The following is a 12,922-nucleotide window of genomic DNA, read 5'->3' as shown; positions in this document are numbered from 1 at the left end:
AAAATATAAGAAATGCAAAAATTCGATTGGATAAAACGATTTTATGAAATTCGCAATGAAGGTGACACTTGGAAAAGTATTTCAGATATAATTCCGAATAAATTTGATGATTATTTTCTGATTCACTGGAATGTAGGAATAGTTGATAATTTTCCTTTTGATGATTATCCTTTAAAAAATGAAACGATAGAAGAAACCAATAAGAGGATAAAAATTGAAAAAGAGTTCGGTTTGTTTCTTAATCCAAATGAAAGCAAACTATTTCGTCCAATAACTATAAAAGAAATTGCTGAGAGATTTAATGTAGCTTATGACTATAATGTCTTGAATAATATTAAGCGAACACCAGCAATTAAAACGCTTGCAGACCTAAGTATTTCGAATTTGAAATTGGGGCTTAATAAAATATCTCAAAATGAATCACTCAATTTATTTATAGAAGATATTTATAGACATTCAATTGATGAAATAAATCCAAAACAGGAGATAGAGAATCTTACTATTGAAGATTATTTTGAGTGGCAGCAAGAATTAGGCTTTGACTATTGTACATACTTATTTCCTAAAAGTATGAAATGGTGTATCACAACTTCAGAGAATTTTGATATGTTTCTATGCTGTAAAAATGAACTTACTTCGAAAATAAGAAGTGTTTTTGAGTTAGAATTATTTCCAGTTAAATATGAAGATAAAATTTTACAATAATATTAAATTCATCAATCCACCTCCAAAAACTTAACAGCTTTTTTATAGTCTTGAAAAACTTTTGTATTTGTTTCTATACTTGTTTTTACTTCAACAATAGAAATTCGGCTTCGTTTTTCTACATCTAACTCTAGGTTTTCTAAAGCATTTTGAAATCCGTTTTTATCTTCACAAAACGTATATTCTAACTCAAATTCTTTACTCAAACTTTGAGCATCCAAAGGCTGTTTGATTACAAAAAACTCATCTGATTCAGGCTGTTTGGCTGCATCTGGAAGCATCTTAAAAATTCCTCCTCCATGATTATTGAGTAGAATTACAATCAGATTTTTTGGTAAATAATTATTCCAAAACGCATTTCTATCGTAGAAAAAAGCAACATCACCAGTCAATAAAATATTCAATGTTTCATCGTCTGCAAGAGCGTGTCCTATGGCTGTACTTGTTGAGCCATCAATTCCACTCGTACCCCGATTAGAGAAAATTTCAATTTCTTTATTTGCATCTTTATCTAAGTTTAGATAATTGGCATAACGCACACTCATACTGTTTGCCAAATGAAAATTAGAACGTTGTGGTAAGTGTTCCATCAATCTCTTAACAGCTTCAAACTCTGAAAAAGGTTGCTCTTCGAAAAAATGAGCATTTAATTTCTTAATTTCTGCATCTGTTCCACGCCAATTATCAACAAAGAAAGATTGACGATACGACTCTGCAAAACGAGTTTGTTTTTCCAAAACCTTTCTAAAAAAATAGGATGGATTAAGAGGAATTACTTTTGTAAGTGACTGAAAAGTATCAGCAGCAATTCCAGCAGGTTGAATGTGCCAATGTTCAATAGCAGGATATTCACGTAAAAATTTTTTGAGATTTTTTGAGATGACTGATTTTCCAAATGTAATCAATAATTCGGGTCTGAGTTCTTCTAAACTTTCTCTATTCATCAAAAAAACGTCTTGATGCTGAATACTATTTTTTACAATATGAAGATTTGAAATTACATCTGCCACAACAGTAACCTCCAAACCATTAAGCGCATAAATCAAACGCTCATCATAACGCATTTGTCCTCCAACAATCAATTTTTTTTCTGTTCTATTCCACACTTCTAAAAGCTGTTCCCAATGCTGTGTTCGTATTTTTGGACGGCTATGAATTTGTTCGATAATCTTTACATCATTATCATATTTTATTTGGTTTTCATACAAACTATTTATATCATCTTCTTCATTCGTAACTTCAATAGGTGGATAAAACGGCTCACGAAAAGGCGCATTGATATGAACAGGCGCAGCAGGATAGGTTTGACAAAGATTAATTGCCTCTGAAATAGTGCGTTCGATATGCCAAACAGCATCTTCATGTGACAAATCAACTGGCAATGTATAACTTTCTTTTACGTGTTTTCCGTAGATATTTGTTTGTCTGATTGTCTGTCCATCAAACTGATCTATCCATTCTGGAGGACGGTCAGCCGTCAAGACAAGCAGAGGAATTTGTTGAAAATAGGCTTCTGCAATTGCTGGAGCATAATTGTAGGCAGCAGAACCCGAAGTACAAATCAAAACAACAGGTTTATTGGTCTGCTGTGCAATTCCTAAAGCTATAAAAGCAGCAGAACGCTCATCAGCCACCACTTTGCAATTCAAATTTTTATGTCTTACAAAAGCTAGTGTAAGAGGAGCAGACCGAGAACCTGGTGAAATGATTACGTTTTCGATGCCGTGTCTGTGGCAAATATGAGCAATATTCCAAATGGGTTGAAGAGCGTAAGACATAATTGAATTGACAATTAAAAATTAAAAATTACGAATAGATTAACTATACAGTTTATTAACGATAATCCTTATAAGGTTATGTTTTGACTTGACAAATTTAATCAATTTGAAACTATCTAGATTACAAAATTAGATTATTAATCTTATTTAATCTCTTGTTTGTCATTTAGTTTTCACACTTTGGCATATTAATAGCTATTTAACTCATTGTGATTGCCACGAGATTGGTAATTTTTTCATGGCTATAAAAAAGAGGTTTCGGCATGTTCTGAAGCCTTTTTTTCTGTGGTTTATGAAACTCTATAATCTCTCAAAAATCATATCTAAGATTAACTAAAAAATTTCGTTTATTCATTCTATAATCAAAACGATAAGAATTATTTTTTATGAGATAGTTATCTTTGTCAGCAAGATTTGTAATTAGAAGACCTAGTTCTAAATAAGGTGTAAAACGATAGGCAAATTTTGTATCTACAGTTGCCCAAGCTGCTACATTTTCTGGGCGAAAATCTTTTGTTCGCTCAGTAATATCTGAACTTCTACGCATAACTTCACTTTGTGCATGAACCATTGCCGAACCTAAAAATTTATTTTTTTCATAACTAAAACCAACATTCAAACTATGTGCAGGATACCAAGTCAGTTTATCAGGACTTTCTGTAATTGTGGTATCTCTAATGGTTTCGTTTAGGCGTTGAACAAAAGAATAATTTCCCATAATCTGAAATTCAGAAGAAATAGATGATTCAATCTCATATTCGATTCCAAAATTAGTAAGACTGTATAAATTTGTACTCAAATTAGCATTGGCAACACTATAAGCAATAATATCTTCAAAATTAGTATAAAAGGTATTCAGTCGCATAATCGTTTTTTTTGAAGCCTGCCACTCTCCAACTAACTCAAATGTAGTGATAGATTCTGCCGAAAGTTCGTTGATATTCGAAGCAAGTGAATATGTATTTGCACCAAACATTTCGGTAGGAGTAGGCGTACGAAATGCTCTTCCTCCAAGAGCTTTGACAGTAAGTGTAGGCATGGCATGAAAAACCAGTCCTACTCTTGGACTAAACTGTTCAAAAGACTTTGATTCTTCGTTTCTTTCTGATGAATAAATATCTGTATAATTGAAAAATTGATTGTCATAACGAAGTGTAACTGTCGCTTGTAGAAGTCCATTCAAAACTCTAGGCGATGTATATTGAGCAAATAAAGCAAGATTTATCAGAGGTTTTGATGCTATAAACTCCAACCACGCATTCATTGGCTGAGGATCATTATCTTGAAAAGGAGAAAAATCTGAATTCAAATCAATATTTGAAGTATGAGCATCATCTCCATCATAATAAAATACATTTCCTTCTATACCTGCAAGAAACACCGACTCTTTTCCTAACGAATATTTGTATTGCATTCTACCAAAAACATCTTCTGCACTTGTTTTCAAATATTCTGTAACCCCTAATGGATAAAAATTATCAAGCGCACCATCAGGATAATAACGCATATTCCAATCCACAGCATGACGCTGATAACGCACAACATATTCTTGTACTAACTTTTTATTCAAATGTCCACTTGTATAACGCAAAGATAGCATTTTCCGATTTTCTTTAATGGCTTCTGGTTGATCTGGAATAAAAAACAACCAACCATGTCCTGTTTCAAGCTCCCAATCGTGCTGATGATATTGTAATTCGAAACCTGATAATTTCCCTCTTCCCTCTAGCTTTCCAAAAAGATAATAGCTATTTCTTTTATCATTTATTTCTTGTTTCAAAAAATTACCTGCATCATCTGTTCTTTCTGAATCATCAAAAGATAAATATTCGTTTCCTAGTGTAGAAAAAGAATTAAAAGCCACAACAGCAGCCAAGACATCACTTTCTCCACCGACTACCACATCATAAATTTGTTTGTTATTGCTTCCCAAACGAATCTGAGCCATTCCATTTTGTCTAAAATCAGAAGGAGAAACAGTATTTATTCCCATTGCTCCATTCATTGCATTTGCACCATACAAAGCCGAAACAGGTCCCCGAATGAGTTCTATTGATTTAGAAAAAACTAAAGGTGTAACCTCAGAAGTATAAGCTGTTCCATACAAATTATCATTATAAGGAACACCATCTACCAAAATAAGCAAATGATTATTATTCCAACCTTCATACACTCCTCTAGAACTTACCGTTTTTCTATCATAATCTTGTGAAGGTGAAAAGCCAGCTTGTCTGTATAAAATATCATTTAGACTAACCCAACCATATTTATTTATTTTTTCTTGTGAAATAACTTTTACAATACTAGGCGCATCAAGTACACGCTGCTCTATTTTGGAAGCAGAAGAAACTTTTCCTGTCAGTAAGTTTTCTTCAGGTTGTAAAAGTTCATCAATACTCAATTGATAGAGTGAAGAATCACTTTGAGCTAATAATGAAAATGAAATAGATAGACAAATTGATACAAAAATGCATGTCAAGTAATGTTTTTTCATGAAAAACAAGGTGTAAAGTAATGTAGTTACAATGTTACTTATTTCAAGATAAGAATTTATTTTGTTTCATGGTAGTGTAAATAATTATTTTTGAAATTTAAATTGCAGCATAACACATCAAAAAATTAGACTATAAGAAGATAGAAAAATTATTTACTCATCAACATACAGCTTTCTACTAATTTCAAAAATTCGCTTCGATAACCTTCTATATCTTGTCCTTTTGCATTTTTGGCTAATTCTATTACATTTTGATAATCAGCATTTGATTTGTATTCCGAATTTCTCAAAATCATTCCAAAACTAGCCACAGCAGCCGAAAAACGAAAATTATCAGACGTTTTGGATAAAGCTATATTTTCATCTTTTAATGGACTTACAATCAATTTACTTTTGGTTTCATCAGGCTTTTTGTAGCGTAATTTTAAGTTCAAAAGCTCATCAGAAGAAGCCACAGCCGTATAATTTGAACTTATTTTAGAGTTATTTTGATAACGTAAATCATCTACTGAAGTCAAAAATTCACTTTTTACACCAACAGGAATAATTTCGTACAATGCCGTTACAGTATGTCCTGCGCCAAGCTCTCCAGCATCTTTTTTATCATCATTGAAATCTTCTTTTTTGAGCATTCTGTTTTCATAACCAATAAGACGATAAGCAGCTACTTTTGTAGGATTAAATTCAATTTGAAGTTTGACATCTTTTGCAATTGTAAAAAGCGTTGCTCTCATTTCCTTCACAAATACTTTTTTTGCTTCTTGAATATTATCGATATAAAAATAATTTCCATTTCCTGCATTGCTCAACTCTTCCATTTGGTAATCTTTATAATTTCCCATTCCAAAACCACAAACGGTCAAGAAAATATCGTCATTTCGTTTGCTTTCAATAAGTTTTACAAGGTCGTCAGCCGAATTAACACCCACATTAAAATCGCCATCTGTACACAAAATGATTCTATTATTTCCATTTTTGATAAAATTTTCTTGTGCAATTTTGTAAGCTAAAGTTATTCCTGCTCCTCCTGCTGTACTTCCACCTGCCGAAACATTTTCTAAGGCATTCAAGATTTTAGCTTTTTCTTTTACTGAAGTAGAAGGCAAAACCAAACCAGCAGCACCAGCATAAGCAACAATCGAAATATGGTCTTTTTCATTCATTTCTTCCAAGAGCATTTTCAAAGAAGAACGCAAAAGAGGGAGTTTGTTTGGGTCTTCCATCGAACCCGAAGCATCAATCAAAAAGACAAGATTAGAAGCCGATAAATTTTTGTAATCCAATTCTTTTCCTTGAATTCCGATATGAACTAATTTGTGTTTTGTGTTCCAAGGTGCAACCGAAATTTCTGTATTTACAGAAAAAGGAACGTCGTTTTTTGGTTGTGGATAATCGTAATCAAAATAATTGATAAACTCTTCGATACGAACAGCATCAGGATTTGGAAGCTGTCCAGACTGAATAAAACGACGAGCAGTAGTATAAGAAGCATTATCAACATCAATCGAAAAAGTAGAAAGAGCTTGATTTTTGGGTTGGATAAATTTATTTTCTACTAATTTTTGATAGTTTTCGGTGTTTGTATTTTTTACATCATCTTTTCTAGGAGCTTCTATCGCTGTTACATCAGTTACAATATTATCAATTTCTATTTCAACATCTTCTATTTTTATTTCAATATTTTCACTTAATTCTAAATCATTTTCTACCTCTATTATTTCTTCTGGAGATATGGGCGTTGGAATATTTGTAAGTGGAACATCTATAATTTCCTCTTTTTCATCAGAACTAACCAAAACAGTAGAATCAGCCATTAGATTGCTATTTGAAGCTGTTTTTTGATTAGAACAAGCCGAAAGAATAGCTAAAAAGGCAGCTAGAAAAGCGAGGATTAAAATTTGTTTTTGAGTTTTCATAAAAAGTAGTTTTTGAGTTGTAGAAATATAAAATTTTGGAATCTCATTTTTACGTTAAACATTATCACGATTATTTACAGATTTGATAATCAGAAAATCTTATTTTTCCATAGCGTAGGGTTTGCAAACCCTACGTTATGGAAAAATGAACATTACTAAATTAAGCATGATAACATTTATTAGATAAAATTTCTAATGAGTTTCCATGTTTCTACAATCATTTTTTTTTGAAAAAGACACATACAATTCAAAGAAAAAACAAAGTTGAACTCAAATAATCTTACTTTACCTCATCTCTAGCTTCAATAGCTACTAACTTCGGAATACCTGCTATATCTTCTATAATCATCTCTATAATTTTTCCATCTTCAAAACGATAGTGAAAAGAAAAAAGTTGATTATCAATACCTTTTACTTTTGCTACAGGAACTCTTGTGAATAATACATATTCTTGTGAGAGGTTTACAATATTGCGTATCTTATCTGCTATGAGTTTAAATTCATCAGGTGTAGCTCGCCAATATAAGTGTTGAGAAGAGTGTTCTTGCCAAACAACGTCTTCTAAATTTTCCTTGAGTAGGTCTATAATAATGTGTCCTTCATCTTCAGCTTTCGTAAGAAAAAATAGATTAGACATCTCATATTGCTGTTTTTGTGATATTCTATACGAAATATAGTTCTTTATTTTTTCTTTATACTCAATAGCCTCATCTACAAACATAACCTGCAATTTCACTAGGTTTTCTTCTTCTACAATATCAAAACTTATTTTACTTAAAATGGTAGTATCACTTGTTTCTAAACTTTGTAATAGAACATTTTTATCATTTGTATAAATTAACTCCCTTATAAATCTCTTATTTTCTTCGGAAGTAGGATATATACTTATACTAATTTTCGAATCTTGATAGACTGTTTCTTTCTGATAAGGCTTAACGGTACAAGAAAAAAAAGTTGATACAAGAAAGAATAATATGAGAATTTGCTTTATCATGATTTCGAATGTTTTTTAAGTAGAAAATAGTAAAAACCCTAAGGGTCTTCGAAGACCCTTAGGGTTTAATAATAGCTCAAAAATCAACTTCTTAAATATGAATTACTTCTCCATACGCTGCTGCTGCTGCTTCCATAACAGCTTCTGACATTGTTGGGTGTGGATGAACCGATTTTACGATTTCCATTCCTGTGGTTTCTAATTTTCTTGCCACAACAGCCTCTGCAATCATTTCAGTTACATTTGCACCTATCATGTGTGCGCCTAGCCATTCGCCATATTTTGCATCAAAGATTACTTTTACAAAACCTTCTTTTGCACCTGCTGCACTTGCTTTTCCTGATGCAGAGAATGGGAATTTGCCTACTTTAATTTCATAACCAGCTTCTTTAGCTTGTGCTTCTGTCATTCCTACTGAAGAAATTTCTGGCTGACAGTACGTACATCCAGGGATATTTCCATAGTTCAATGGCTCTGGGTGATGTCCTGCAATTTTCTCTACACAAATAATTCCTTCTGCGCTTGCTACGTGTGCAAGAGCAGGTCCGTGTACAATGTCACCAATCGCATAAACGCCATCAACTGAAGTTTTGTAATAGTCATCAACAACAACTTTTCCTTTTTCAGTTTTTACGCCTGTGCTTTCTAAGCCAATTCCTTCTAAGTTTGTAGAAACTCCAACAGCAGAAAGAACTACATCACATTCGATGATTTCTTCGCCTTTTTTAGTTTTGACAGTTACTTTACAACCTGTTCCAGAAGTATCTACTTTTGTTACTTCTGAAGAAGTCATTACTTTCATTCCTTTTTTCTTGTATTGTCTTTCTAGTTCTTTAGAAACGTCTGCATCTTCAACAGGAACGATTCTGTCCATAAATTCTACAATTGTTACTTCTGTTCCGATAGAATTATAAAGATAAGCAAACTCTACTCCGATAGCTCCAGAACCTACCACAACCATTTTTTTAGGTTGTTTTTCTAAAGACATCGCTTTACGGTATTCAATGATTTTTTTACCATCAATAGGAAGATTTGGTAATTCTCTTGCACGTCCACCTGTTGCAAGGATTATACTTTTTGCTTCATAAATTTCTTTTTTTCCATCTTGAGTGGTTACTTCTACTTTGCCTTTTCCAGCTAGTTTTCCGAAGCCCATTATTTTATCAATTTTATTCTTTTTGAATAAAAACTCAATTCCTTTGCTCATTCCACCAGCTACATTTCGGCTACGACCAATCATATCGCCAAAATTTACTTTAGATTCGCCTACTTCGATGCCATATTCTTTGGCATGTTGAACATATTCGAATACTTGAGCAGACTTTAAAAGTGCTTTTGTAGGAATACAGCCCCAATTTAGACAGATTCCACCAAGTGATTCTTTTTCGATAACGCCTACTTTTAGTCCGAGTTGAGAAGCACGAATTGCAGCTACATAACCACCAGGTCCTGAACCGATTACTAATAAATCATAAGTTGCCATAAATATATTGATTGGATTAAGGTTTTTAAATTCTAATATACTTCAAAGATAAGACTTGAAAAGCAATAAAAAAAAATTGGCAACCTTAACTAATTACTTTCTATAAAATCTAGTTCAAGCATCTAAGCTTGAACTAGAAATTAAAACTTAGTTATCCCATAGAATAAAAAAAACGTTCTTCTGTAATTTTGCCATTTTCTACTTTATAGACAGCCAATTCTTCGTCTTTTACTCTTCCTCTGTCTTTGAAAGTGGCATCAAAAGCCATTGTACAAGAAAAATGGTTTCCTGCTACAATAGGTTCAGAAACTTCTGCAAAGTGCATTTCTTCCAAATTATTTGCCCATTCTTCTCCTTTTTTACCAATGGCTTCCATTCCTTGCACTTTGTTGTTAGGAAATAGTTCGGGTTCAATGCTAAAAGCATCTTGATGATACAGTTCTTTGTGAGCTTGCTCATAATTTCCCTCTCGGCAAAGCTCTACTAAACGGTTTGCAATTTTTTCTGTTGTCATGATTGAAATAACTTTTTGATAAACTAATTAAGTGATGAAAAATATAGCTGGTAGAAACTGCTCACAATATAAAAAATCCAAATCAAAAAAGCTAATTAAAATAGCATTGCTAAAAAAATTAACATAAAGTTCAAACTTCTGAAAAATTGTTTTGGCTCTTCCGACTTTTTAGCGATTTTCATTTTCTAAGAACCAACTTCTATTTTAATTTGGTCTGTACCATAAGGTCTGACCAAGTTTAAATAAGCATTTACAGTTCAGAAAGGCTTATTTTGTTCAAGTCAGACTTTTGGTACAGACTTGAACAAAATATAAAATATTGATTTTGCGCTAAAAGGTCGGAAGAGCCATTGTTTTTATACAGTTTTCAGTTCAGTTTCTTTTTCCATCAAGAAATTGATTGCAAAACGTATCAGACTACTCATTCTTACTATAAAAATGACTACTCCTAAGAGTGTAATGGTAAGCAATACAGATTGAAGAATAATTTTGAGATATTGAGAAATAAGTGTTGCTGATTGCCAATTTTCATAAAATGAGACTAAAATATTTGGAAGCATTGGCGTAAATTTCCAAACCATGATTGATAGAAAAACAAACCAAAAGCTAAAGAAGATAATTGTTCCAATAGAAAAAAAAGAAAGTGCATAAAATTGCAGTTTAGTTTTTGTAATCTGACGAGCTTTGTGAATAGAAAGTGATTTAAAAATAGCTGATAAAAATTGATTTGATTTTTTGCGTAGATTTGTTAGTTCAAAGCCATCACTAAAAATCCAGTATCCATCTGCTTTCATAAAAGGAACAAAAGAATAAATCAATCGAATAAAGTTCATTGTTACCACTCCTGACCAAATGTGAGTAGAGCCAATATTAAAATAATCTAATAAAATAAAAAGACTTCCTGCAATCCATTGAAAATAAACACCTCCCAAATTAATAATCATTCTTTTTTTGGGTTGAAGCTTCCAAGCCTCACTAATTTGAGTAAAAAAAACAGGATAAACCAAATAAAAACCATAACCAATTTTGGGCGCACGAATTCCGAAATGCAAAGCAGCAGCAGCATGACCAATTTCGTGAAAAACAAATATAAAAATGATTAGGAAATAAAGTGACATATATTCTAAAGCTGAAGAATCTACCCATATTTTACTATGTTCTCCAAAAATAGAATGAGAAGAAAGGTAAAAAATATGCATAACAAGCCCAATCAAAACAAATAAGGCAGCTACCCATTTTTGATATAAAAATTTAAAAACAGAAGCTATAAAATTTGTCTGTGATTCATTTAAAAGTGTTTTTTGAGTTTTTATAGAATCAGCATCATAACTAAGCTCTTCACTTTTTGAGGTTTCAATTTCATTTATATTTTTCAAAACACCTAGAGGAATTATTTTTTTATCAATAATCATCTCTATATCTTGAAGAGTTAGTTTTTTGTAGGCTTGGTGTTTCGTAATTTGGGAATGAACTTGAAGAAGAGATTTATTTTCGTTCAGTTCTACCAAAATTTCTTTAATAAGTAATCCACAATAAAACTGTTTTTTTCCATATAGAACTAAAAACTGTTTATGAGATTCTTCAAAGTCTGTTTTCTCAATTCGAATAGAATCTGTCAATACATAAGGGGAAGGAGTAGAAGTTGTCTGCATATTTTTAATTAAGAATCTAAAATATTAATTAGCATATATTTATTATCTTGGAATAACAATATACTTATTTTTTAGATTATTTTGATTGAATAGAGATTAAAATTTTGAGGTAACAAATTATTTATCAACTAATCCTTATTTTTGTTTTTATTATTCTTCCAAAATTAATTTTATTACAATTATGATAATTTCATTCATCAGCCGAAAAGGTGGAACAGGCAAAACAACAAATATTATGCACCTTGCCACCACACTTGCCAGCCAAAAAAAACGGGTCATACTCATAGAAACAGATACTAACTATACGCTCACAACGCTTAGAAAAATGGAGCTTTTTAAAAAGAAAATTGCTGAAAATGATGCTCCTTTCCCTATTGTTGGCTCAACAGATGAACATATTATTGAAAACCTCAAAAAATTTAAGAAGAGTAAAAAATACGATTATATTTTGGTTGATAGTGCAGGAAAAACAACTGACGAAGCGATAAGAAAACTATGTTTAGAATCTGATTTAGTAGTTGTTCCGACAAGTCTTTCTCAGAATGATTTATTGGTAGCTTATCAGACCTTGCAAGACTTAAAACCTGCACAAGAAATTAATAAAAAATTAAAAATAGCTATTCTGCCTAGCCGAATTCATAACAGAACTAATCAAACGACAGTAGAAAATGCACTTTCTAGTTTAGATTCAATTATTATTTCTCCTTTTGTAGTTTCAAAAAATAAGATGGCAGAGTTTTCTACTTTAAGTCCTATTGCAGAATATAAAGAAATTGCGAAAAATATTGTATCTTTACTCAATAAATAAGAAATATAACTAACACACAATCAAGCATTTATCTAAAATATTTTTTTTAGTGAAAACAATCCAAAACTCGTTTACTTTAGTCTAATTCCTATTACAACTATGGCAAAAAACAGCACACTCGCAGATTTAGATGCTTTTTTGAAAGAACAAGAAACTTCTTCAACTACTACAACACAAAAAGCTCCCTCAAAAGAAGAATTTGTAAATAAAAATCCTCATCAGATTGTAGAAACTGAAATTTTAGCACAGAAAAGTACAACTGGTGCAAAACAAGAAAGCAAAAAGCTAGATACTACCGTTGAAATAAAAACGGCGACTAAAAATGTAGCTTCAAAACATATCAATAATCTTGTTCCAGATGCAAAGGAAGAATCTTCAACAATGGTTCAATGGGCAAAAGCAATTGATGAAACTGTAAAAGGAAGTGAAATGCTTCGTTCTGTTCCTCTTTTATCAGATATTACAGAAAGTGGTACTGAACAATTGAAAGCCACTGAAAAATTCTTAGAAACGTCTCAAAATATTTGGAAGAAATTTTGGAGTTAAGAAGATAAGGACTCTTGTATGATAGTTGAAAA

Annotated in this window: 10 protein-coding genes; 3 read left to right on the top strand and 7 right to left on the bottom strand. The window is 31.8% G+C overall.

The features are described from left to right. The first annotated feature begins 12 nt into the window (after window positions 1-12). Window positions 13-705: a hypothetical protein gene (locus V9L05_RS11420; RefSeq protein WP_338812009.1), complete on the top strand. Its 693-nt coding sequence runs from the start codon at window positions 13-15 to the stop codon at window positions 703-705. An 11-nt stretch (window positions 706-716) separates the two neighbouring features. On the opposite strand, the gene menD is transcribed toward V9L05_RS11420, so the two are convergent. From menD to V9L05_RS11385, 7 genes are all read right to left on the bottom strand, one after another. Next, a complete protein-coding gene (menD, locus tag V9L05_RS11415; protein ID WP_338812008.1) occupies window positions 717-2,483 on the bottom strand; it encodes a 2-succinyl-5-enolpyruvyl-6-hydroxy-3-cyclohexene-1-carboxylic-acid synthase in 1,767 nt (588 codons plus the stop codon). Between the two features lie 310 nt (window positions 2,484-2,793). Next, a complete protein-coding gene (locus V9L05_RS11410) occupies window positions 2,794-4,977 on the bottom strand; it encodes a TonB-dependent receptor (protein ID WP_338812006.1) in 2,184 nt (727 codons plus the stop codon). A 149-nt stretch (window positions 4,978-5,126) separates the two neighbouring features. After that, a complete protein-coding gene (locus V9L05_RS11405; RefSeq protein ID WP_338812004.1) occupies window positions 5,127-6,893 on the bottom strand; it encodes a VWA domain-containing protein in 1,767 nt (588 codons plus the stop codon). 280 nt (window positions 6,894-7,173) lie between these two features. Next, on the bottom strand, window positions 7,174-7,887 hold the full coding sequence (locus V9L05_RS11400) for a hypothetical protein (protein ID WP_338793125.1): 714 nt from the start codon (window positions 7,885-7,887) through the stop codon (window positions 7,174-7,176). Between the two features lie 91 nt (window positions 7,888-7,978). Further along, on the bottom strand, window positions 7,979-9,370 hold the full coding sequence (gene lpdA, locus V9L05_RS11395) for a dihydrolipoyl dehydrogenase (protein WP_338793126.1): 1,392 nt from the start codon (window positions 9,368-9,370) through the stop codon (window positions 7,979-7,981). A 151-nt stretch (window positions 9,371-9,521) separates the two neighbouring features. Further along, window positions 9,522-9,884, bottom strand: a complete 363-nt coding sequence (locus V9L05_RS11390; RefSeq protein ID WP_338793127.1) for a nuclear transport factor 2 family protein — start codon at window positions 9,882-9,884, stop codon at window positions 9,522-9,524. Between the two features lie 356 nt (window positions 9,885-10,240). Beyond that, window positions 10,241-11,536, bottom strand: coding sequence for a hypothetical protein (locus V9L05_RS11385; RefSeq protein ID WP_338812001.1), 1,296 nt, complete (start codon window positions 11,534-11,536; stop codon window positions 10,241-10,243). A gap of 181 nt (window positions 11,537-11,717) precedes the next feature. Between V9L05_RS11385 and V9L05_RS11380 the strand changes: the two genes are divergently transcribed. After that, window positions 11,718-12,344, top strand: a complete 627-nt coding sequence (locus tag V9L05_RS11380; protein WP_338811999.1) for a ParA family protein — start codon at window positions 11,718-11,720, stop codon at window positions 12,342-12,344. A 99-nt stretch (window positions 12,345-12,443) separates the two neighbouring features. Beyond that, a complete protein-coding gene (locus V9L05_RS11375; RefSeq protein ID WP_338811998.1) occupies window positions 12,444-12,890 on the top strand; it encodes a hypothetical protein in 447 nt (148 codons plus the stop codon). The last annotated feature ends 32 nt before the right edge of the window (window positions 12,891-12,922 follow it).

The sequence above is a fragment of the Bernardetia sp. Wsw4-3y2 genome, from assembly GCF_037126295.1.
GTDB lineage: Bacteria > Bacteroidota > Bacteroidia > Cytophagales > Bernardetiaceae > Bernardetia.
The sequence above is the reverse complement of the archived record's forward strand: the minus strand, read 5'-3'. Positions and strand labels throughout refer to the sequence as shown.

Bases quoted from the DNA above. Each gene is read 5' to 3' on its own strand.
- menD (WP_338812008.1), bottom strand. From the start codon at position 2,483: ATGTCTTACGCTCTTCAACCCATTTGGAATATTGCTCATATTTGCCAC.
- V9L05_RS11410 (WP_338812006.1), bottom strand. From the start codon at position 4,977: ATGAAAAAACATTACTTGACATGCATTTTTGTATCAATTTGTCTATCT.
- V9L05_RS11380 (WP_338811999.1), top strand. From the start codon at position 11,718: ATGATAATTTCATTCATCAGCCGAAAAGGTGGAACAGGCAAAACAACA.
- V9L05_RS11390 (WP_338793127.1), bottom strand. From the start codon at position 9,884: ATGACAACAGAAAAAATTGCAAACCGTTTAGTAGAGCTTTGCCGAGAG.
- V9L05_RS11405 (WP_338812004.1), bottom strand. From the start codon at position 6,893: ATGAAAACTCAAAAACAAATTTTAATCCTCGCTTTTCTAGCTGCCTTT.
- V9L05_RS11385 (WP_338812001.1), bottom strand. From the start codon at position 11,536: ATGCAGACAACTTCTACTCCTTCCCCTTATGTATTGACAGATTCTATT.
- V9L05_RS11420 (WP_338812009.1), top strand. From the start codon at position 13: ATGCAAAAATTCGATTGGATAAAACGATTTTATGAAATTCGCAATGAA.
- V9L05_RS11375 (WP_338811998.1), top strand. From the start codon at position 12,444: ATGGCAAAAAACAGCACACTCGCAGATTTAGATGCTTTTTTGAAAGAA.
- V9L05_RS11400 (WP_338793125.1), bottom strand. From the start codon at position 7,887: ATGATAAAGCAAATTCTCATATTATTCTTTCTTGTATCAACTTTTTTT.
- lpdA (WP_338793126.1), bottom strand. From the start codon at position 9,370: ATGGCAACTTATGATTTATTAGTAATCGGTTCAGGACCTGGTGGTTAT.